At 62.8% G+C, this 21,291-nt stretch carries 23 protein-coding genes; 15 read left to right on the forward strand and 8 right to left on the reverse strand.

From position 1 onward, the window contains the following. Positions 1 to 44: 44 nt before the first annotated feature. From ABMD26_RS02055 to ABMD26_RS02070, 4 genes are all read right to left on the reverse strand, one after another. Entirely contained in the window at positions 45 to 1,040 is a 996-nt protein-coding gene (locus ABMD26_RS02055) for an aldo/keto reductase (RefSeq protein ID WP_354307384.1), read from the reverse strand. Positions 1,041 to 1,151: 111 nt separating this feature from the next. Continuing rightward, a complete protein-coding gene (locus ABMD26_RS02060) occupies positions 1,152 to 2,003 on the reverse strand; it encodes a LysR family transcriptional regulator (protein WP_320497220.1) in 852 nt (283 codons plus the stop codon). 90 nt (positions 2,004 to 2,093) lie between these two features. Beyond that, complete coding sequence (locus tag ABMD26_RS02065; RefSeq protein ID WP_354307386.1) at positions 2,094 to 2,963, reverse strand: NAD(P)-binding domain-containing protein; 870 nt, start codon at positions 2,961 to 2,963, stop codon at positions 2,094 to 2,096. Between the two features lie 17 nt (positions 2,964 to 2,980). After that, positions 2,981 to 3,607 (reverse strand): RraA family protein, encoded by a 627-nt coding sequence (locus ABMD26_RS02070; protein ID WP_049860068.1) that lies wholly within the window; start codon positions 3,605 to 3,607, stop codon positions 2,981 to 2,983. Positions 3,608 to 3,705: 98 nt separating this feature from the next. Here ABMD26_RS02070 and ABMD26_RS02075 point away from each other — a divergent pair, with 98 nt between their 5' ends. Further along, the gene (locus ABMD26_RS02075; RefSeq protein WP_134722667.1) at positions 3,706 to 4,605 is read left to right on the forward strand and encodes a LysR family transcriptional regulator; all 900 of its coding nucleotides are present in this window, start codon (positions 3,706 to 3,708) and stop codon (positions 4,603 to 4,605) included. Positions 4,606 to 4,632: 27 nt separating this feature from the next. Here ABMD26_RS02075 and ABMD26_RS02080 read toward each other — a convergent pair whose 3' ends face one another. Both ABMD26_RS02080 and ABMD26_RS02085 read right to left on the reverse strand, forming a co-directional pair. Beyond that, positions 4,633 to 5,976 (reverse strand): MFS transporter, encoded by a 1,344-nt coding sequence (locus ABMD26_RS02080; protein WP_134722666.1) that lies wholly within the window; start codon positions 5,974 to 5,976, stop codon positions 4,633 to 4,635. Positions 5,977 to 6,149: 173 nt separating this feature from the next. Next, positions 6,150 to 7,073 carry a LysR family transcriptional regulator gene (locus ABMD26_RS02085; RefSeq protein WP_049860066.1) on the reverse strand — a complete coding sequence of 308 codons (924 nt, stop codon included), beginning with the start codon at positions 7,071 to 7,073 and terminating at the stop codon, positions 6,150 to 6,152. Positions 7,074 to 7,265: 192 nt separating this feature from the next. Between ABMD26_RS02085 and ABMD26_RS02090 the strand changes: the two genes are divergently transcribed. The 4 genes from ABMD26_RS02090 to ABMD26_RS02105 all read left to right on the forward strand — a co-directional run bounded on the left by ABMD26_RS02090 (position 7,266) and on the right by ABMD26_RS02105 (position 10,550). Next, complete coding sequence (locus tag ABMD26_RS02090) at positions 7,266 to 8,636, forward strand: MFS family transporter (protein WP_354307389.1); 1,371 nt, start codon at positions 7,266 to 7,268, stop codon at positions 8,634 to 8,636. Between the two features lie 107 nt (positions 8,637 to 8,743). Continuing rightward, positions 8,744 to 9,274, forward strand: coding sequence for a thiamine pyrophosphate-binding protein (locus tag ABMD26_RS02095; RefSeq protein WP_082223613.1), 531 nt, complete (start codon positions 8,744 to 8,746; stop codon positions 9,272 to 9,274). Beyond that, positions 9,262 to 9,858, forward strand: a complete 597-nt coding sequence (locus ABMD26_RS02100) for a thiamine pyrophosphate-dependent enzyme (RefSeq protein WP_354307391.1) — start codon at positions 9,262 to 9,264, stop codon at positions 9,856 to 9,858. The genes ABMD26_RS02095 and ABMD26_RS02100 overlap by 13 nt, the downstream gene beginning before the upstream one ends. Before the next feature lie 89 nt (positions 9,859 to 9,947). Further along, entirely contained in the window at positions 9,948 to 10,550 is a 603-nt protein-coding gene (locus ABMD26_RS02105) for a TetR/AcrR family transcriptional regulator (protein ID WP_354307393.1), read from the forward strand. Here the strand turns inward: ABMD26_RS02105 and ABMD26_RS02110 are convergent. Further along, entirely contained in the window at positions 10,518 to 11,693 is a 1,176-nt protein-coding gene (locus ABMD26_RS02110) for an MFS transporter (RefSeq protein WP_354307395.1), read from the reverse strand. The two genes, ABMD26_RS02105 and ABMD26_RS02110, sit on opposite strands and share 33 nt — an antisense overlap. 277 nt (positions 11,694 to 11,970) lie before the next feature. Between ABMD26_RS02110 and ABMD26_RS02115 the strand changes: the two genes are divergently transcribed. The 6 genes from ABMD26_RS02115 to ABMD26_RS02140 all read left to right on the forward strand — a co-directional run bounded on the left by ABMD26_RS02115 (position 11,971) and on the right by ABMD26_RS02140 (position 16,835). Then, complete coding sequence (locus ABMD26_RS02115) at positions 11,971 to 12,561, forward strand: amino acid synthesis family protein (RefSeq protein ID WP_354307397.1); 591 nt, start codon at positions 11,971 to 11,973, stop codon at positions 12,559 to 12,561. A 23-nt stretch (positions 12,562 to 12,584) separates the two neighbouring features. Continuing rightward, entirely contained in the window at positions 12,585 to 13,418 is an 834-nt protein-coding gene (locus tag ABMD26_RS02120; protein WP_313659803.1) for an alpha/beta fold hydrolase, read from the forward strand. After that, a complete protein-coding gene (locus ABMD26_RS02125; RefSeq protein WP_049860062.1) occupies positions 13,415 to 14,896 on the forward strand; it encodes an aldehyde dehydrogenase in 1,482 nt (493 codons plus the stop codon). The genes ABMD26_RS02120 and ABMD26_RS02125 overlap by 4 nt, the downstream gene beginning before the upstream one ends. A 12-nt stretch (positions 14,897 to 14,908) precedes the next feature. Next, positions 14,909 to 15,394: a flavin reductase family protein gene (locus tag ABMD26_RS02130; RefSeq protein ID WP_049860061.1), complete on the forward strand. Its 486-nt coding sequence runs from the start codon at positions 14,909 to 14,911 to the stop codon at positions 15,392 to 15,394. A 123-nt stretch (positions 15,395 to 15,517) separates the two neighbouring features. Beyond that, entirely contained in the window at positions 15,518 to 16,270 is a 753-nt protein-coding gene (locus tag ABMD26_RS02135; protein WP_049860060.1) for a GntR family transcriptional regulator, read from the forward strand. Position 16,271: 1 nt separating this feature from the next. Continuing rightward, a complete protein-coding gene (locus tag ABMD26_RS02140) occupies positions 16,272 to 16,835 on the forward strand; it encodes an NUDIX hydrolase (protein ID WP_134722662.1) in 564 nt (187 codons plus the stop codon). On the opposite strand, the gene ABMD26_RS02145 is transcribed toward ABMD26_RS02140, so the two are convergent. Continuing rightward, complete coding sequence (locus ABMD26_RS02145; protein ID WP_134722661.1) at positions 16,832 to 17,134, reverse strand: DUF1330 domain-containing protein; 303 nt, start codon at positions 17,132 to 17,134, stop codon at positions 16,832 to 16,834. The two genes, ABMD26_RS02140 and ABMD26_RS02145, sit on opposite strands and share 4 nt — an antisense overlap. Before the next feature lie 139 nt (positions 17,135 to 17,273). On the opposite strand from ABMD26_RS02145, the gene ribBA reads away from it, so the two are divergent. From ribBA to ABMD26_RS02165, 4 genes are all read left to right on the forward strand, one after another. Beyond that, a complete protein-coding gene (gene ribBA / locus ABMD26_RS02150; RefSeq protein WP_134722660.1) occupies positions 17,274 to 18,398 on the forward strand; it encodes a bifunctional 3,4-dihydroxy-2-butanone-4-phosphate synthase/GTP cyclohydrolase II in 1,125 nt (374 codons plus the stop codon). Positions 18,399 to 18,517: 119 nt separating this feature from the next. Continuing rightward, on the forward strand, positions 18,518 to 19,543 hold the full coding sequence (locus tag ABMD26_RS02155; protein WP_122742014.1) for an ABC transporter substrate-binding protein: 1,026 nt from the start codon (positions 18,518 to 18,520) through the stop codon (positions 19,541 to 19,543). Beyond that, complete coding sequence (locus ABMD26_RS02160) at positions 19,528 to 20,466, forward strand: ABC transporter permease (RefSeq protein WP_354307402.1); 939 nt, start codon at positions 19,528 to 19,530, stop codon at positions 20,464 to 20,466. The genes ABMD26_RS02155 and ABMD26_RS02160 overlap by 16 nt, the downstream gene beginning before the upstream one ends. Before the next feature lie 6 nt (positions 20,467 to 20,472). Further along, the gene (locus ABMD26_RS02165; RefSeq protein WP_049860054.1) at positions 20,473 to 21,282 is read left to right on the forward strand and encodes an ABC transporter permease; all 810 of its coding nucleotides are present in this window, start codon (positions 20,473 to 20,475) and stop codon (positions 21,280 to 21,282) included. The last annotated feature ends 9 nt before the right edge of the window (positions 21,283 to 21,291 follow it).

Raw genomic sequence — 21,291 nt, forward strand, 5'->3', positions numbered from 1 at the left:
AGCATCCGCACGGGTCTGCGGCGACCCACCTGTGCCTCTGGGGCTCAGGAAAAACCGGTCACCGCGTGCGGTACATAGGGCTTTTCCAGGCGCGTCGTTTCTTCTTCGGTCAACGACAGCTGCAGCGCAGCCAGGGCGTCATCCAACTGCGCGGCCTTGGAGGCACCGACGATCGGCGCCGACACGCCGGGCTTGTTCAACACCCAGGCCAGCGCTACCTGGGCCATGGGCACGCCACGTTCCTGGGCAATCTGCTCGACCACGTCGATGACCTTGCCATCCTCGGCCTCGGTGGCGGCATAGAACGACTGCCCGGAAATGTCGGTACGGGTGCGTTCGGTCTGCACGCCGTGCGGGCGGGTCAGCCTGCCGCGCGCCATCGGGCTCCAGGGCATCAGGCCCACGCCCTGGTCCAGGCACAGCGGAATCATCTCGCGTTCTTCTTCGCGGTAGATCAGGTTGAGGTAGTTCTGCATCGAGACGAAGCGGCTCCAGCCATGACTGGCCGCGACCTGCTGGGCCTTGGCGAACTGCCAGGCGTACATCGACGAAGCGCCTATGTAGCGCGCCTTGCCGGCCTTGACCACGTCATGCAGCGCTTCCATCGTCTCTTCGATCGGCGTGTGGTAGTCCCAGCGGTGGATCTGGTACAGGTCGACGTAGTCGGTGCCCAGGCGCTGCAGGCTGGCATCGATGCTGGCCATGATCGCCTTGCGCGACAGGCCCTGCTCGTTCGGCTTGTTCGAGCCCTCCCACATGTTGGCCGGGAAGAACACCTTGGTGGCGATCACGGTTTCTTCGCGACGGGTGAATTCCTTGAGCAGCTTGCCGACGATGACTTCGGACGTGCCGGCCGAATAGCTGTTGGCCGTGTCGAAGAAGTTGATGCCCTGCTCCACCGCATGCTTGATGATCGGGCGGCTGGCGTCTTCGCCCAGGGTCCAGGGGTGGGTACCGGCATCGGGTTCGCCGAAGGTCATGCAGCCCAGGCACAGGCGGGAGATATCCAGGCCGGTGTTGCCCAGCTTGACGTATTTCATGGAGTGGCTCCTGCGGTGGACCGCGCGACATGCCGATCCGATGCCCGTTACCTTAGCGCCCACCGCCCACCGACATAACCCCCAGGCATCGCACCTGAGCTATGCAGAAATTCACAAGCGCGGCAGGACGGCCATGCAGGTGCGCACGAATTCGCTGACCGCTTGGATGCGTGGCGTAGCGCGCACGTCTTCATGGAACGCCATCCAGACTTCGATGTTCAAGGTGTCCGCCTCCGGATCGACCCGTTGCAGGGCATGTTCGGCAGCGATGAACGCCGGCAGGCAGACGATACCCGCCGCGCCGGCGGCCGCCAGTGCCTGCACGCGCAGGTCATTGCTGCACAGCACGAACTCGCCCCCCTTGGCCTGCTCCACCAGCCAGCGATGCTGGATGGATTTGGCTTGCGAAGCGTCGTAGCCGATGAAGCGCGGCTTCGCTGCCTGCGCCAGGTAAGCAGGGCTGGCGTACAGCGCATAGTCCAGATGCCCGAGCAGACTGGCCACCAAAGTCGACTCCAGCGGCCGCGCCAGGCTGACCGCCACGTCCGCCTCCCGGCGCGCCAGCGAGGTCCGCGACTTGGTGCCCACCAAACGCAGCGACAGCGCCGGGTGCTGCGCCAGCAAGGCACCGGCATGGGGCGCGATCAGGCTACCCAGCAACACCGGCGGCGCCGACAGCACCACTTCGCCCTGCACGTCCGGCTGGTCGGCACCGGCGTAATGCTCCAGGGCGAACGAAGAGGCGCTCATCTGCTCGGCGAACTCGGCAATCCGCAGCCCCTGGTGCGTCAGTACGTAGGCGCGAGAGCGACGATCGACCAGCTTGAGGTTGAGCGCAGTTTCCAGTGAAGCAATACGCCGGGCCACGGTGGCATGGTCCACCGCGAGCGCCTTGGCCGCCGACGCCAGCGAGCCGGCTCGCACAAAGGCCGCAAAGTGCCTCAGATCTTCCCAGTCGAACATGGATACCCTCGTCAGTGAGGGGGCATGATACCCATGGATCTGTGCAAACACCTGTACCGCCTGCACAAGCCGCGTGCGACCCCGTCGTTGCTACCTGGTTACGTCGTTGACCTTGAACAGCCACTCGAAGGCCTGCGGCAAGGTAGGGGAAGCGCTGTCGATCGGCTGCACGGCGATCTGGTCAGCGGTACGTTTGAACAGCGTCTTCACGCCCGGCAACACAGCGACTGGCATGCCTGCGGCCAGCAGTTGCCGCTCCGCTTCCTCAACCTCCTTCAAGCGCCGCGGTGCATGCAGTACGTGGGTGCGGATCAAGGCGCCGAGGAAATCACGCAGGCTTGCCTGGTCGATATCGCTCAATGCATCGTGCAACTTCTCGCTGACACCCTGTTTCTCCGCTGCCATGAAGCATTCGATGGTCAAGGCTTCCAGACCCTTGGTGAACACGCTTCGGAGGATCTTCAGCGCCGCAGCATCGCCGGCCGCGCCCTCCTCGACTGGTTTGAGCGGTGCGTCGATGGCGGAGAACAACGTCAGCGCCCGATCGATACCCGTACCCGCACCCAGCAGATTGGTCTTTGCGTGTGTCAGGGCGATGGCCCCAAGGATCGCCACATCAACGTAACCGATTCCACGCTGAGCTGCAGAGTGGGCCGCGGTTCTGATCAGGGCTGGATCGGCGGTGGTCATGTCCACGTAGAGCGCCTCCCTGGCCATGTGCTCAAGGGCCTGCTCGGCCACGACCAGCGAAACGGTGCCGAACACACACGACACCACGACATCGCAGTCCGGCGCGAGCTCCGCCACCGATGCGCGGATGTCCTGGCCTGACTGTTCTGCAAACGCTGTTGCGGCAGTCGATGGCTTCAAGTCGCACAGGACCACTTCATGTCCGGCCGCAGCCCAGGGACGCGCATAGGTCAGCCCGACTTCGCCCGCACCGATTATTCCAATTCTCATGTCTTCATCATCCCGATTCAGTGAGCGGCGTAGGCGCCTTTGTAGGTTCCTGCAGCGATCTGCGCCAGCATTTCAGCCTCTTTCTGTTCAGTCGCATGGCAGTCGCGCAACAGCGCTGCAGCGCGTGAAGGGGCGAAAGCGACGATACCGTCGTGATCACCCACCACGAAGTCACCTGGCGATACGATCATCCCGTCGATGCTGACCGGAACGTTTATGTCACCCGGTCCGTTCTTGTACGGGCCCAAGTGGATACCGGCTCGCGCGAACATGGGAAATGAACCTTTGCCCAAGGTTGCCAGGTCACGGATCGCACCGTCGACCACCACCCCGGCAGCACCTCGTTTTTCGGCAATCGCAGCCATGATATCGCCCATCAAGGCGCGGCTGATGTCGCCACCGCCATCGACCACCAGCACGTGGCCCGGTTCGAGCAACTCCAGTGCCTGATGAATCGCACGGTTATCGCCTTGAGCGACTTTCACGGTCAGCGCAATGCCGGCCATGGTGCCTTCGATCCTGTGGAAGGGCCTCAACGCTGCGCCGGGCAGGCGATCCAGACAGTCACTGATGATCGAGGTCGAGGTTCGAGCAAACAAGGTGACCAGTTCGTCACGTTCGGATGTAGCGAGCACTGCGGTCATAGACCTTTCTCCGATGGCAGATGCAATGAGCATAAACCTGTCGGCGAATAGAAAAAGCGATATTATGCAATGCACAAACATTCTATTTGGGAATGATCATGATCACATTGCGTCAATTGCTTGCCTTGCACTGGATCGAGCGTCTGGGTACGTTCGAGCGCGCTGCTGACCATCTGAGCACCACTCAATCGGCCATCTCCAAACGTGTTCAGGAGCTTGAGGCTTCGACCGGTATGCAGCTGTTCGACCGCTCGCAACGCGGCGCCAGGTTGACCAGCGCTGGCGAGGAACTGCTGGTGATAGCGCGAGAAATGCTCAACCTCGCCGAACGTATCGACTCGCTCAAGGATGGCACGCAAGTGGTCAATCGACGGCTGAGGCTGGGTGTCACAGAACTGACGGCGTGGACCTGGCTGCCGCGACTGATCACCCGATTGGTGGAGGATTTCCCCGGCCTCACCATCGAACCGGAAGTCGACATGAGCCGCAACCTCCATGAAAGACTCATGGACGACATGATCGATTTGATCATCATCCCCGACACCTTCACGGCGCCGGAGGTAAGCTCCATCGCGCTGGGTAATGTCGAGAATGCATGGATGGCCGCGCCGGGCCTGATTGCCCACGAAGGGGTGCTTGACCTGGCCGAACTGGCCAAATACCCCATGCTGGTCCAAGGCAAGAAATCAGGATCGGGCTTGTTCGTGAACAAATGGCTTCGCACCTTGGGTATCGATCTGCCCAAGACACTTTCGTCAGACAGCCTTACGGCCATGCTCGGCCTGACCGCAGCGGGGCTCGGGGTGACCTATCTGCCACTGGAATGCTTTCGACCGCTGGTGGATGATGGCAAATTGACCATCATCCGTACCAACCCTGAGCTGCCACCCGTGCCGTACATGGCCATGTATCGCAATGATCGTCCTTCTGCGTTCATGACCGAGGTGGCGGCACTGGCGGTGGAGTTGTGTGACTTCACTCGGCAATTGCAGCGCTGAATCAGAGGCAAAGCCCGCCCACCCGCTTCAGCCCGCGGCAGGCTCGACCGTGTCGGCCGGCTCCGCGATGGTCAGCACGAATGCCAGCGCGGCAAGCGAACACACCCCAAGGAAGATGAACACGGCGGTCCAGCTGTAGCTGTCCAGCAGAAAACCGGTCACCAAGGGCGCTATCGCACCGCCCGCCTGCCCGGCGCTGTTGACCAGCGAAGCGGCCACCGGGTAAGTGCTGCGGCTGGTAAGGCCCATGGAGTACACCGAGAAAGACGAGTAGCCGATGTTCAACAGGAAACCGGTGCCGAACAAAAGCAAGCTCACCGCCAACAGGCCATTGGGGGCGTAGACCAGCGCCACCATCATCACGCACGTGGCGACCGCGCTGATCATCATGGTCGGTTTGCGACGACGGTCCAGAATCCGATCGGAAAACCAGCCGCCGACGATGTTGCCCAGCACGCCACCCGCGAACGGCAAAGCGGCGATGAAGCCAACCTGCATCAGTTCGAAATGCTTCACTTCGCTCAGGTATTTGGGCAACCAGGCCAGCAGCACATTGACCACGCCGGTCATCAGGAGGTAGCCCAGGCCGCAACCCCAGATGTTCCATGAGGCGAACACCGATTTCGATGAAGCCAACGGTGTCACGCGCTGGTAGCGCAGCACCTTGTCCAACGCACCGAAGTCTCTCTGCCTGCGCTTGGGCCCACTTTCGGCCGGTGTCTGATCCTCGATGTGGTCGGCTTCAGCGCCGTTGACCCGTTTGCAGGCACGCGGGTCATTGGGCACCGTCCACCACCAGATCAATGCCAGCAGCAGGCCGGGAATGGCGAACACGATGAACATGGTGCGCCAGTCGTAGAGCATGATTATCGCAGCGCCGATAGGGGGAGCGATCACGGCGCCCATTTTGGCGGCCGATAGGAAAGCGCCCGTGGCCAGGCCTTTCTCACCCGCCGGAAACCAGCGGTTGATGGTGCTGAGCATCGACAGCGGAAGCGCTGCCTCTGCGATACCCAAGGCTGATCGATAGATCTTGATCATGCCGAAGTTATGCGCGGTTCCAATCAGCAGCGTCACGATGGAGGTCAATGTGATCGACACCGGCGCAACGAGACGAACGCCCAGGCGACTGATAATGAAGCCCGCTGGAATCTGCCCCAGTGAATAGAACAGGAAGAAGGCGCTGACCAGCATGCCCGCCTGGGCATTACTGGCGCCGAACTCTTTCTGGATGTAGGGCAAGGCAATGCCGATGTTGGCACGATCCGCGGCTGCCAGCATGTACACCACGACGATGACGGACAGAACTATCCAACGATACTTCGACCTGGCCGACCGAACGGCAGCTGCGGAGTGGGCTAATTCGACCATGAGTGTTCCTTTATTATGGTTGTTCGATGGCCGAATCATGGTCAGTGCGCATGAATAGAAAAAGCGATAAATAAGCACAACGAACCATTCCATGGTGGCATGGCAAACGGCAATCAGCGTGCCGGACTTAAACCATCGACGACCCACACTGGCCGCGCTCGAACAGCTCACTACTAGAGCATGTGCCCGGTCCAGATGCCCTGCGCGACCAACTGCGAGGCCAGTTCGACGAAGGTTTCGCTCACGTGTCGAGCTGCGGGACTGACCTGACGATCGGCAGGCGACACCATCACCAGCTTGCGCATCGGCGTCGGGTCCACCAAAGGTGCCGCGCACAGCGTACCGTTCTGCAAATGACCGTAGATCGACGCCAGAGGCAAGGCGGTGAAGCCGAAGCCGTGTCGTACCAGCTCGATCATCGCCCCCAGCGAATCTGCTTCTACACTGGCGCAGATCGTGAAGCCGGCCTCTGCGGCGCACTGATCCATGATCTTGCGCAGGCCGTGGCGCGGGCTGGGCAAAATCATCTGTTCAGGCGCCAGCGTCGAAAACCGTACCGGCGTGTGCATCGACAATCCGGCAGCAGGCGGGCCTACCAGCACCAGATTTTCCATCATAACCGGCACGATCCGCAGGGTATGCAAGGGCGCCAGGTCGTAGGAGATGGCCAGCTCCAGCTCACCGCGCTGCAACCAGTCCATCAGATAGCCGCTGAACGCGGAAGAGAAACGAATCGATAGATCCGGGTTGGCTTCGCGTATTCGCTTGACCAAGCGCACGGTCACGATTTCGGCAATGGTCGGAGTGGTACCGATGGCCACCGACCCACGGAATGACAGGTGCTCGCCTGCCACCGAGGTGCGTATGGCGGCGAGCTCGGCCATGATCCGAGTGGCGTGCTGAAGCACTTCACTGCCTGCTGCAGTGATGATCATGCCGCGCCCATGCCGTTCGAACAGATAAACGCCGAGTTCTTTTTCCAGCAACCGAATCTGTCGGCTGAGCGCCGGTTGCGCGATGTGCAGTCGATCCGCTGCCTTGCTCAAGCTACCCAGCTCGGCAACGTGTATGAGGGTCTTGAGCTGAACGACATCCATGGACAGGCCGTGACGCAAAGAGGAACACAGGCGGCAGTCTAGACCGCAGTCGATGCCCGAGCTAGACAATTCAGGCATATCAGTTAGTAGCCTGCTGCCCTTATTGAATCGCCCGCCCTGGAGTAGTTTGAACCGCAGGTCGCCATCCCCGTAGCGGCCCCATGACAACAATAAGATCAGAGGGTCTGCATCATGCCCAAACCATTGCTTCATATTGAACAAGCTGTCGACAGTACCCGCCCGCCCAATCGTATCAGGGCGATCGTAGGTGCCTGCTCGGGCAATCTCGTGGAGTGGTACGACTTTTTTATCTACGCCTATACCGCCATTTACTTCGCGGCGTCGTTCTTTCCCAAAGGCGATACCACCACGCAGCTGCTGGCCACAGCAGGTGTCTTTGCCGTCGGCTTCTTCATGCGCCCACTGGGCGGCTGGATTTTCGGCTGGGTCGCCGATACGCGAGGGCGCAAGGTTTCGATGATCATTTCGGTCTTCATGATGTGTGGTGGCTCCTTGCTGATCGCCGTGATGCCGACTTATGAAACAGCGGGCATTGCAGCACCGGTCATGCTAGTGGTGGCTCGTCTGATCCAGGGGTTGTCGGTGGGAGCCGAGTACGGCACGGGTGCGACCTACATCAGCGAAATCGCTACGCCGGGGCGGCGCTGCTTCTATGGGTCATTTCAGTATTTCACCATTATTGCCGGGCAGCTGCTGGCGCTCTTCACCGTGGTGATCCTGCAGCAAACGCTCAGTGATGAGCAACTGCGCGACTGGGGCTGGCGCATTCCCTTCTTCATCGGTGCCGCCAGCGCCGTGGTGGTGGTCTACCTGCGTCGTTCGATGCACGAAACCGCTACGCACAAGGACATGCATCGCAAGGGCGCAGGCTCACTGCGGGGTCTCCTCAAGCACAAGCGCGCGGTCGCGCTGGTCATTGCGTTCACCATAGGTGGATCACTGTATTTCTACACCTTCACCACCTACATGCAGAAATTCCTCGTCATCTCGGCGGGATTCGATGCAGCCACAGTCAGCTTCATCATGACCTGTGCACTGATCGGTTTCATGCTGTGCCAACCGCTGTTCGGTCTGCTGGCGGATCGCATCGGTATCAAGGCGCACATGCTGATGTTTTCAGGTCTCGGGATCCTGCTGGTGATTCCACTGCTCATGGCGATCCGTTCGACTCACGATCCGATTGTGGCCTTCGCTCTGGTGTTCGCCGGCCTGGTCATCGCTTCGCTCTACACACCCATCGCAGGCATCGTCAAGGCCGAACTGTTTCCCCCAGCGGTACGCGCCCTCGGCGTCGGTTTCCCGTATGCGATCGGCAACGCTGCATTTGGTGGCACTGCGGAATACGTGGCGCTGTCGTTTCGCGCCGAGGGGGCGGAAACCTACTTTTTCTTCTACGTTGCGGCCGTGCTCTGCGTGACATTCATCGCCTCGCTTCTGATGCCCCATCTGGGTCGTCACGGGTACATCAGCGGCGACGGCAACATCGAGGAAAACACTGGTAGGCACTCGCGCAAGGCGCAGGCCGCCAAGGCATCGACTTGATCGCGAGCTATGCCGCCGCGGCATATCTCAAAGAGAAAAACGGTAGTCGTCATGCCTCGTGGGTGGCGCCATGATCCATAAAAACAAAAGCAGCAATGGAGACAATCATGTCATCGAAAGAAGCTGAAAATGGCTGGCAGGAAGACGTCTTTCGCATCCTCAAAGCTCATGACGTCAAGCACGTCGTGTTCGTTCCGGATGCCGGTCACTCGGCGGCGATCCGCATGTCCTATGCCGATCCCGATATCAATGCGGTGGTGTTGACGACCGAGGAGGAAGGTATTGGCTACCTTGCCGGGGCCTGGCTGGGCGGCGAACGAGGGGCATTGTTGATGCAGTCCAGCGGTGTCGGAAACTGCATCAACACCTTGGCGCTGCAGAATTGCGCGGGGTTTCCACTGCTGATGGTGGTGACCCTGCGCGGTGACTGGGCCGAGTTCAACGCGTGGCAGAACCCCATGGGACAGGCTACAGAGGCCTCACTGCGATTGATGAACGTCATGACCTGGCGCGCCGATGTCGCCGAAGACGTCGCACCGCTGCTTCACGGTGCTGCCACTATGGCATTCAACGGCGATGCCGCCACTGCGCTGCTGCTGGGCCAGCGTCTGATTGGAGAGAAAAAATGGATCAAGTAAGCGCCACTCATACGCTGTGCCGCCGTGAGGTGGTGCGCACACTTCTTGCCGATCGTCAGGACTTGTTGGTGGTGACCGGGCTGGGCTCGGCGTCCTACGATGTCATGGCCGCAGGTGACGACCACGGCAACTATTATCTATGGGCCGCCATGGGCAGTGCGATCACCGTGGGCCTTGGGCTTGCCAAGGCTCAACCGGAAAAGTCGGTGGTGGTCGTTACGGGTGACGGCGAATTGCTGATGGGCCTGGGGGCGTTGGCTACCGTTGCCCTGCAAAGGCCGGCCAACTTGACCGTTGTGGTACTGGACAACGGCCACTTCGGCGAAACCGGAATGCAGGTCAGTCATGCCGGATTTGGCCTCAAACTCGATCAGGTAGCCCAAAGCTGCGGCTTCGCCTGGACCACGGAGATCCGCGAGATCGCCGGCATACACGACCTGCGCGAGCGCCTGGGCACACGCGAAGGCGTGAAACTGGCAACGGTGAAGATCAAGGCGGAAAATCCGCCAAGGGTCCTGCCCCCACGTGATGGCCACTACATCAAGAACCGCTTCCGCGCGGCGCTTGGCCTGCAACCGATCTGAGCGTTCCACATGCCCTCGCGGGCCACCGCTCCAATGCCCCCAGCGCGCGTACGCGGCGGGGGCCTGCCACGACCACCGAGATGACACGCATGCATCCCCCTACGCTGGAAAGCGCGCAGGCCCCCGACGCTGCGAGCAAGGTCCTGCTCGCCGCCCGCGCGCTGTTCGTCGAAGAAGGTTACACAGCCACGAGCATGCGCCAGTTGGCGGCGCGTGTCGGCGTGCAACCCGGCAGCCTGTACCACCACGTCGCCAGCAAACAGGATCTGCTACTCGACGTGCTGATGGACATCGCGACTACTCGGCTGGACGCCTGGAGGTACGGCGCCTACACCCGCAACGTAGTGGGCTATCTGCGTTTTCGAATGGATCGCCAGGCGGCTCATCCAGACGAAGAGGCCTTGTTGCGGTACGAATCACGCCACCTTACCCGCGAGCAACGCCTGTGCCTGGAGACAGCCCTGGCTCAATTGCAGCAACCGTTACGCGACTTTCTGGCGAAGGATCGTCGACCGGGACGTTTCGTGGCGCAAGACCAGGCGCGATCGTTCGAAGCCCTGCTGGCGCTGATCGACGCTGCCAACGACATGCGCCGTCGACCCGTGCCGGTCGAGGCGTCCTGGATTCGGGGCTGGATCGAACAAACCAGCCGGGCTCTGCTAGACAGACGCAGAGTGGCGAACGAAGGGTAGTACCGAGAGCACCAGAATCAGGCTGATCAAGGCCAGTACACACAGTGCCGACAGCACGCCCATTGCGCCAAAATGCTGCTGCAGGTAGCCACAGGCCAAGGGGGTAATTGCCTGACCGATCAGCGAAGGCCGCGACATCTTGCCCATCATGGCCACGTACTGTGCCGGTGGCATCAACGCCAGCGGCAACAGTCCACGCACGATCGCGCGCAGCCCGTTGCCCAGCCCGAACAGCACCAGCCCGACGGCGGTAGCGCCTGGCGCACAGGCGACCAGAAACAAGCCCACGGCGATCAGCACGACGGAAATCAGTGCCGTCCAGATCGGATGGCGCTTGCCTGCCAGCATCTGCAGGATCCTTGACGACACCTGACTGGGCCCCAGCAGCGCCGCCAGCGCAATGGCGCTGGCGAGCGAATGACCCAGCCCCTGCAGGACCGCCACCAGTTGCACCGAGACGGCGGTCATGATGATCGCGCCCAGGGCGAAGATCCAGATAAGGCGCAGGTACAACCGCCGATCCAGGCCATTGCTGTCGACCGGGGTCGTGGCTGCGCGCACCTCGAGTCGGCGTACCTGAGGCAGCACCTTGAGGTACAACGGCGTGGCCAGCACCAGCAAGACCGCATAGCCGATACAGGTGTAGCGCCAGCCAACGTGTTCGATGAGCCACGCGACGGCCGGCCAGGTGAGGGTCGTGGCAAATCCCGAAATCAGGGTAATGCCGGTGATGGCCCTGCCGGCACGCTCGGCATAGAGCGCGCCCAGGGTGGCAAACAATGCCTCGTAGAGGCCTGCAGCCATGCCGACGCCAATCACGACCCAGGCCAGCATGAACACCGGCAATGTTTGACTGGCCGCCATGATCGCCAGGCCGGCGGCAACGATCATGCCGCTGCCGGCAAGCTGGACACGACCACCATGGCGTGAGACCAGGCGACTCGACAGCGGGGCCAGCAACGCGCTGGTCATCAGGCCAAGAGACAGCGCGCCATACACCCAGTGACTGCCCCAGCCGGTTTCGCGCGCGATAGGCTCGCCCATGACCGCGAGCAGGAAGAACGACCCACCCCATACCAGAATCTGCAGCGCGCCCAGGCAGAAAATGCCAGGCGTGGTAGGAAGAGGAATCTGAGCTTGCACGGGAAACCTTCGAGATGACGGGGCTGGCGGGAGGGCGCGCGGCGAGCCCTGCACGAGTCGATGCGAGATCCATTGAATCTGACGCGCTTGGCCATTCTAGAGCGCTCGCTCAGCAGTCGCTAAACAATGTCGTTATAACAGCTAGCGGGCGATTGGATCGTTGCGTGTTGCATCAGGCGCAAAGCGCCCGCTCTCGATGCAGATAAAAAACGCTTGCCGAAGCCTGTTCTTGGTATACCATAATACCAGATACACACCCTCCAAGAAGGAAACAGGCATGAGCTTCGAGATCCGCAAAATCGTCACCTACTCCGAAGAGACCCGCATCGAAGGCGGCAAGGCCACCGACGCTCCGGTGACCATGGTCGGCCTGGCGGTCGTCATCAAGAACCCTTGGTTGGGCCGCGGCTTCGTGGATGACTTGAAGCCGGAGATCAAGGCCAACTGCTCGGACCTCGGGGCTTTGATGGTCGAGCGTCTGGTGGCCAGCATCGGTGGTGCCGACAAGATCGAGGCTTACGGCAAGGCTGCGGTGGTCGGTGCCGATGGCGAGATCGAGCACGCTTCGGCCGTGATCCATACCCTGCGTTTCGGCAACCACTACCGCGAGGCGGTGCAAGCCAAGAGCTACCTGAGCTTCACCAACAAGCGTGGCGGGCCCGGCACCTCGATCCAGATTCCGATGATGCACAAGGACGACGAAGGCCTGCGCTCCCATTACGTCACGTTGGAAATGCAGATCGAGGACGCGCCGCGCGCCGACGAAATCGTCGTGGTCCTGGGCTGTGCCAACGGCGGGCGCCTGCATCCGCGCATCGGCAACCGCTACATCGACCTGGAAGAACTGGCCGCCGAAAAGGCCCAGTGATCCACCTGACTCAGGAGCGCTCCATGATTCGGCTTACCGCTGAACGCACTGCGGCCGGTACCAGTTACCTTGCCGCCGGTGACGGCCCGCCCGTGGTGTTCATCCATGGCGTGGGCTTGAACAAGGAAATGTGGGGAGGCCAGTTCGTCGGGCTGATGCCGCACTATCGGGTCATCGCCTACGACATGCTGGGGCATGGCGCCAGCGCGCAGCCCGCGCCTGGCACGGCGCTGCTGGGTTATGCCGAGCAGTTGCTCGAATTGCTGGATCACTTGCAGTTGCCGGCGGCAACGGTTATCGGGTTCTCGATGGGTGGGCTGGTGGCACGGGCGTTTGCCTTGCACTATCCCGAGCGGCTACAGGCCCTGGTGGTGCTCAACAGCGTGTTCAACCGCAGCGCCGAACAGCGCGCCGGCGTGATGGCACGCACCGGGCAAGCTGCCGAACACGGCCCCGATGCCAACGCCGAGGCCGCGCTGTCGCGCTGGTTCAGCCGCGAGTATCAGGCGGCCAACCCGGCGCAGATCGCGGCGCTGCGCGAGACGCTGGCCGGCAACGACCCCCAGGGCTACCTGACCACCTACGAGCTGTTCGCTACCCAGGACATGTACGGAGCCGACGAACTGGGCCGCATCCAGGCGCCGGCGCTGATTGCCACGGGCGAACTCGATCCGGGCTCCACGCCGCAGATGGCCCGTGAGATGGCCGAGCGCATCCCCCACGCCGAAGTGGCGATACTCTCCGAACAACGGCACATGATGCCCGTGGAATCGCCTCGGCTGGTCAACCAGACGCTGTTGAAATTTCTTACCCGGGCCCAGCGCCTGGACAATCAGGCACAGGGGATCGTCGCATGACCCTTTCACGCTTTCAGATGTGCATCGACGGCCAGTGGGTCGATGCGCTGTCCGGCAAGACCTTCGAAAGTCACAACCCGGCGCTCGCGCAACCCTGGGCGCTGCTGCCCGACGCCGACGAGGCCGATGTCGACCGCGCCGTGCAGGCCGCACAGCGGGCATTCGAATCGCCCGCCTGGCGCGGGCTGACCGCCACGGCGCGGGGCAAGCTGCTGCGCCGGCTGGGCGACCTGATTGCCGACAACAAAGAGGCGCTGGCGCAGTTAGAGAGCCGTGACAACGGCAAGCTGATCCGCGAAACCCGCGGCCAGGTGGGCTACCTGCCTGAGTTCTTCCACTACACCGCAGGCCTGGCCGACAAGCTGGAAGGCGGTACGCTACCGCTCGACAAGCCCGACCTGTTCGCCTACACCGTGCACGAACCCATCGGCGTGGTCGCCGGGATCATTCCCTGGAACAGCCCGCTGTACCTGACGGCGATCAAGCTGGCGCCGGCCCTGGCCGCCGGCAACACCATCGTTCTCAAGCCATCCGAACACGCCAGCGCGACCTTGCTGGAGCTGGCCCGCCTGGCCCTCGAAGCCGGCATTCCGCCGGGCGTGGTCAATGTCGTCACCGGCTATGGGCCGAGCACCGGCGCCGCCCTCACCCGCCACCCACTGGTGCGCAAGATCGCCTTCACCGGCGGTGCCGCCACCGCGCGGCATGTGGTGCGCAGCAGCGCCGAGAACTTCGCCAAGCTGTCGCTGGAACTGGGCGGCAAGTCGCCGAACATCATTTTCGCCGATGCCGACCTGGACAGTGCCATCAATGGCGTGGTGGCCGGCATCTACGCTGCCTCCGGGCAAAGCTGCGTGGCCGGCTCGCGCCTGCTGGTGCAGGACGAGATCTACGACGAGTTCGTCGAGCGCCTGGTGGAACGCGCTCGACGCATCAAGATCGGCAACCCGCAGGACGAAGCGAGCGAGATGGGCCCGATGGCCACCGCCCAGCAATTGGCCGTGGTGGAAAATCTGGTCGCGCAAGCCGTGCAAGAAGGCGCTACCCTGCGCATGGGCGGCCAGCGTGCGCAGACCGACAGCGACGGCTGGTACTACCAACCGACGCTGTTCGAGTGCGACAGCCATTCGATGAAAATCATGCAGGAAGAAGTGTTCGGTCCGGTGGCGTCGGTGATTCGATTCTCCACTGAAGCCCAGGCGCTGGCCATGGCCAACGACTCGCAATTCGGCCTCGCGGCCGGCATCTGGACCCGCGACCTGGGCCGTGCCCATCGCCTGGCCCGCGACGTGCGCTCCGGCATCATCTGGGTCAACACCTACCGCGCGGTATCGGCCATGGCACCGATCGGTGGCTTCAAGAACAGCGGCTATGGCCGTGAAAGCGGGATCGATTCGGTGCTGGCCTACACAGAACTCAAAACGGTATGGATCAACCTGTCCCAGGCCCCCATGCCCGACCCATTCGTGATGCGTTGAGGTAATTTGAACATGATAGAGCCCGGCATCTACAAAGAAGTGATGGCCTCCTTCCCCTCCGGGGTGACGGTGGTCACCACGCTGGACCCGGAAGGCGGCATCGCCGGCATCACCGCCAGCGCCTTCAGCGCGCTGTCGATCGACCCGGCGCTGGTATTGTTCTGCCCCAACTACCAGTCGGACACCTACCCGATCCTGCGCGACAGCAAGCGCTTCGCCATTCACCTGCTGTCTGCCGACCAGCAGGCGGAAGCCTACGCGTTCGCCAGCAAGGGCAAGGAAAAGGCCCGCGCCATCGCCTGGCATCTCAGCGAGCTGGGCAACCCGCTGCTGGAAAACGCCACGGCGATCATCGAGTGCGAACTGTGGCGTGAATACGACGGCGGCGACCACGCCATCATCGTCGGCGCGGTGAAGAACCTGATCCTGCCCAGCGAGCCGTTGGCCCCCATGCTCTACCATCGCGGCAAACTGGGTGCGATGCCGAGCCTGGGCTGACCGACCCTGCGCTGAGCGCTCCTGTCGACCGGACCTGGGCAAATCACCGGTCGCGGGTCGGCAGCGCCGGGTGGCGTGTTAGACTCGCCGCTGTTTTTTTGCCTTTTCAACAGAGCGGACCCGATGAAACGCCTGCCCCTCGACGACAGCTTCAAGGTCAATCGCAACCCCGTCACCCTGCGCGAAATCGTGCTCGACAAGTTGCGCAGCGCCATCATGAATTTCCAGCTTCTGCCCGGCGACCGCCTGGTGGAACGCGACCTGTGCGAGCGCCTGGGCGTGAGCCGCACGTCAGTGCGTGAAGCCCTGCGCCATCTCGAATCCGAAGGCCTGGTGGAGTTCGCCGACGCCAAGGGCCCGCGCGTGGCGATCATCACCCTGGAAGACGCCCGCGACATCTATGAACTGCGCTGCGTGCTCGAGGGCCTGATCGTCCAGCTGTTCACCCTCAATGCCAAGGCCAAGGACATCCGCGCCCTGGAAAAGGCGCTGGCGGTCAACCGCAAGGCCCTTGAGGAACGCGCGCTGTCGGACGTGCTCAACTCCGTCCAGGGTTTCTACGACGTGCTGCTCGAGGGCTCCGGCAACCAGGTCGCCGCGACCCAGCTGCGTCAGTTGCAGGCGCGCATCAGCTACCTGCGGGCTACCTCGGTATCGCAGGAAAACCGCCGCGGCGTCAGCAGCGACGAGATGGAGCGCATCGTTGCCGCGATCAAGAGCGGCGATCCGATGGCGGCGCACCAGGCTTCGGTCGATCACGTGCGCGCTGCGGCCAAGGTGGCTTTGGAGTCGTTGCGCCAGCAACGCAACGACGACCACAAGGTCCGCGACATCGCCGCGCCCATCGCCCTCGACGAACCCCGTATCGGACGCTGACATGGCCACTCCCCGGTTCTGCCCACACTGCGGCGCCGGCGGCCTGAGCCTGGGCATTCCGGCGGGCGATACCCACGAGCGGACCTTCTGCGCCGGTTGCGGGCACGTGCATTACGTCAACCCGAAAGTCATCACCGGCTGCATCGTCGAAGCCGATGGCAAGTACCTGCTGTGCCAGCGCGCCATTCCGCCGCGACCCGGCACCTGGACCCTGCCCGCCGGCTTCATGGAAAGCGGCGAGACCACCGAGGAAGGTGCCCTGCGCGAGCTGTGGGAAGAAGCCGGCGTGCGCGCCGAGATCATCTCCCCGTATTCGATCTTCAGCGTGCCGCGCATCAGCGAGGTGTACATCATCTTCCGCGCCATGGCCCTGGAAGTGACGGACGACTTCGGTCCGGAAACCGCCGCGCGGCAGTTCTTCGCGCCGGCGGACATTCCCTGGCACAGCATCTACTACCCTGCCATCCGGCAGATCCTGGAACGCTACATTCAGGAACGCGCGACCGGTACCTACGGCATCTACATGGGCAATGACGACACCGGTCGCATTCACTTCATGCGCTAGCCGCCGATCGCCTCGCAACCCTCCACGATGATCACCTCGGCCCTCGCCGCACCTGCGCGCAGGCTGGCTGCAGCCTGGTATTCGCTGGACTGGTAGCAGGCCTGCGCCTGGGCGTACGAATCGAACTCGATGACCACGCTGCGCTGCGGCGTGGCCCGGCCTTCCATGGCCTGCGAACGTCCGCCTCTGGCCAGCAGGCGGCCGCCGTACTGGGCGAAAACCGCGGGTGCGCGCTGGGTGTAAAGCCCGTACTGCGCCGAATCGGTAACGTCCACATGAGCAATCCAATAAGCCTTCATTTTCACCTCGACAGGGGGATTGTTTGCGTATTATGGTATACCACGATTCAGCTGATTATCCCAATCGGTCAGCCACGATCGGTCAGCCCGGATCCGTATCCAAGTACGCATCAAAGAGCCCGTAAAAGAGAGTGCAGGCATGGCGTTCAACAGCATCGAAGAAATCATCGAGGACTTTCGCCAGGGCAAGATGGTGTTGCTGGTGGACGACGAGGACCGCGAAAACGAAGGCGACCTGCTGCTTGCCGCCGACTGCTGCACGGCCGAAGCGATCAGCTTCATGGCCCGCGAAGCCCGTGGCCTGATCTGCCTCACCCTCACCGACGAACGCTGCCAGCGGCTGGGCCTGGAGCAGATGGTCCCCAGCAACGGCAGCGGTTTCGGCACGGCGTTCACGGTGTCCATCGAAGCGGCCAGCGGCGTCACCACCGGCATTTCCGCCGCCGATCGCGCCCGTACGGTCGCCGCTGCGGTAGCGCCACGGGCCGGCGCCGCCGACCTGGTGCAGCCGGGCCACATCTTCCCCCTGCGCGCCCGTGAAGGCGGTGTGCTGACCCGCGCCGGGCATACCGAGGCCGGCTGTGACATGGCCCGCCTGGCCGGTTTCACGCCCGCCTCGGTGATCGTCGAAGTCATGAAGGATGACGGCACCATGGCCCGCCGTCCGGACCTGGAACTGTTCGCCGCTCGCCATGGCATCAAGATCGGCACCATCGCCGATCTCATCCACTACCGCCTGAGCAACGAACACACGGTCACCCGCATGGGCGAACGCGAACTGCCTACGGTGCACGGTACGTTCCGCCTGGTCAGCTACGAAGACCGCATTCAGGGCGGCGTGCACATGGCCATGGTCATGGGCGACATCCGCCGCGAAGACCCGACGCTGGTGCGCGTGCACGTCATCGATCCGCTGCGCGATCTGGTCGGCGCCGAGTACACCGGCCCGGCCAACTGGACGCTGTGGGCCGCGCTGGAAAAAGTCGCCGAGCATGGCGCGGGTGTGGTGGTAGTGCTGGCCAATCATGAATCGTCCCAAGCCCTGCTGGAGCGCGTCCCGCACCTGACCCAGCCGGTGCGCCCCTATTCACGCACCCAGACCCGCATCTATTCGGAAGTCGGTACCGGCGCGCAGATCCTGCAGGACCTGGGCGTCGGCAAACTGCGCCACCTGGGCCCGCCGCTCAAGTACGCAGGCCTGACCGGCTACGACCTGGAAGTGGTCGAAAGCATCCCGTTTCACGCGACAACCACTGGGGCTTGAGCCTTGAACGGCAACGGCCCCTGAGGCAATCGATCCACCAGGTCTTCACGACCTGACTGCTCCCGATACGCGGGTGTGGAAACAGCCCGCTCAAACAATGACAAAAGAGGGCGTACACGATGGTATTCAAGAAACGTGCGATAGCGGCGTTGGCTGCGGCGACCCTGGCATTCACGGCAGGCACTGCCGTGGCGGCCGAGACGCTGAGTTTCGTCAGCTGGGGTGGCACCACCCAGGATGCGCAGAAGTCGTCATGGGCCGATCCGTTCAGCAAGAGCAGCGGCACGGCGGTGGTCATGGACGGCCCGACCGACTACGGCAAACTCAAGGCCATGGTCGAGAGCGGCAACGTGCAGTGGGACGTGGTCGACGTGGAAGCCGACTTCGCCCTGCGCGCGGCCAGCGAGGGTCTGCTCGAACCCATGGACTTCAAGGTCATCGACCGCAGCAAGCTCGACCCGCGCTTCGTCTCGGACTACGGGGTAGGCTCGTTCTACTTCTCCTTCGTGCTGGGCTTCAACGAAGGCAAGGTCGCCGCCGGCAAGCCGCAGGACTGGACCGCGCTGTTCGACACCAAGACCTACCCCGGCAAACGCGCGCTGTACAAGTGGCCCAGCCCAGGCGTGCTGGAGATCGCCCTGCTGGCCGACGGCGTCGCTGCCGACAAGCTCTATCCGCTGGACCTGGACCGGGCCTTCAAGAAGCTCGACTCGATCAAGAAGGACATCGTCTGGTGGGGCGGCGGCGCGCAGTCCCAGCAATTGCTGGCGTCCGGTGAAGTCGCCATGGGTCAATTCTGGAACGGTCGCGTTTACGCCCTGCAACAAGACGGCGCCCCCGTGGGTGTGAGCTGGAAGCAGAACCTGGCCATGGCCGACTTCCTCGTCGTGCCCAAGGGTTCGAAGAACAAGGAGGCTGCCATGCGCTTCGTGGCCAACGCCACCAGCGCCAAGGGCCAGGCCGACTTTTCCAACCTGACGGCCTACGCGCCGGTCAACACCGAAAGCGTGCAGCGCCTCGACTCCGTCCTGGCACCCAACCTGTCGACCGCGCACGTCGACGACCAGATCACTCTGGACTTCGCCTACTGGGCCAAGAATGGTCCCTCTATCGCGACACGGTGGAACGAATGGCTGGTCAAGTGAAGCTGTCATCGCGCTCCGCTCTGGGCAGCACCGGGGGCGCCGCCGGCGGCCCCGATGCACTGCGTGCGGTCCAGCCACGAGCGAGCCTGATCCAGCGCTGGCGGGGTTCGGGCAACCTGCTGCCGGCGCTGTTGTTCCTCGGCCTGTTCTTCTTCGCTCCACTCATCGGCCTGCTGCTGCGCGGCGTGCTGGAACCGACGCCGGGGCTGGACAACTACCGTGAGCTGTTCGCCAACTCGGCCTACGCCAGGGTGTTGTTCAACACCTTCTCGGTGGCCGGGCTGGTGACCCTGTTCAGCGTGTTGCTGGGCTTTCCCCTGGCGTGGGTGATCACCCTGGTTCCGCGCGGCTGGGGCCGCTGGATCTTCAGCATCGTGCTGCTGTCGATGTGGACCAGCCTGCTGGCGCGCACCTATTCCTGGCTGGTATTGCTCCAGGCGTCGGGGGTGGTCAACAAGCTGCTCATGGCGCTGGGCATCATCGACCAGCCGCTGGAGATGGTGCACAACCTCACTGGCGTGGTGATCGGCATGAGCTACATCATGATCCCGTTCATCGTGTTGCCGCTGCAGGCGACCATGCAGGCGATCGACCCCATGGTGCTGCAGGCCGGTGCCATCTGCGGCGCCAGCCCCTGGACCAACTTCTTTCGGGTGTTCCTGCCGCTGTGCCGCTCGGGGCTGTTCTCCGGCGCCTTGATGGTGTTCGTCATGTCGCTGGGTTACTACGTCACCCCGGCCCTGCTGGGTGGCGCACAGAACATGATGCTGCCCGAGTTCATCGTGCAACAGGTGCAATCATTCCTCAATTGGGGCCTGGCCAGTGCCGCTGCGGCGCTGTTGGTGCTGATCACCCTGGTGCTGTTCTATTTCTACCTGAAGCTGCAACCGGAATCCCCGGTTGGCGCCAGCAATTCGAGGTAAGTCATCATGCTCCTTACCCCCAATGCCATGAGCCGGCGCCTGCGCGTCGGCCTGTACCTCACCACAGCTGCGATCGGCCTGTTCCTGCTGCTGCCGATCGTCTTCATCGTCCTGCTGTCGTTCGGCTCGTCCCAGTGGCTGGTGTTTCCGCCTCCGGGCTGGACCACCAAATGGTACCTGCAGTTCTTCGCCAACCCGGAGTGGATGGCGGCGGCCTGGTCGAGCCTGAAAGTCGCTGCGCTGACCACCGTCTTCGCCGTGCTGCTGGGCCTGCCCACGGCCTTTGCACTGGTGCGCGGCAAATTTCCGGGGCGCGAGCTGCTGTATGCGCTGTTCACCCTGCCGATGATCGTGCCGCTGGTGATCATCGCCGTGGCCGTCTACGCGCTGTTCCTCAAGCTGGGCTACACCGGCACGCTGTTCTCCTTCGTGGTCAGCCACGTGATCGTCGCCCTGCCCTTCACCATCATCTCGATCATCAACTCGCTGAAACTGTTCGACCAGTCCATCGAGGATGCCGCAGTGATCTGCGGCGCGTCGCGCCTGCAGGCGATCTTCAAGGTCACCTTCCCGGCGATTCGGCCGGGCATGGTGGCCGGCGGCCTGTTCGCTTTCCTGGTCTCGTGGGACGAGGTGGTGCTCAGCGTGATGATGGCCAGCCCGACCCTGCAGACCCTGCCCGTGAAAATGTGGACCACCCTGCGCCAGGACCTGACGCCGGTGATCGCCGTCGCCTCGACGCTACTGATCGCCCTGTCGGTACTGGTCATGGTGGTCGCCGAAATCATTCGTCGCCGTAACCCCGTCAACGCCTAGGAGCTGGAC

Origin of the sequence: Pseudomonas sp. PvP001 (assembly GCF_040546375.1) — a bacterium.
Classification (GTDB): Bacteria; Pseudomonadota; Gammaproteobacteria; order Pseudomonadales; family Pseudomonadaceae; genus Aquipseudomonas; species Aquipseudomonas coleopterorum.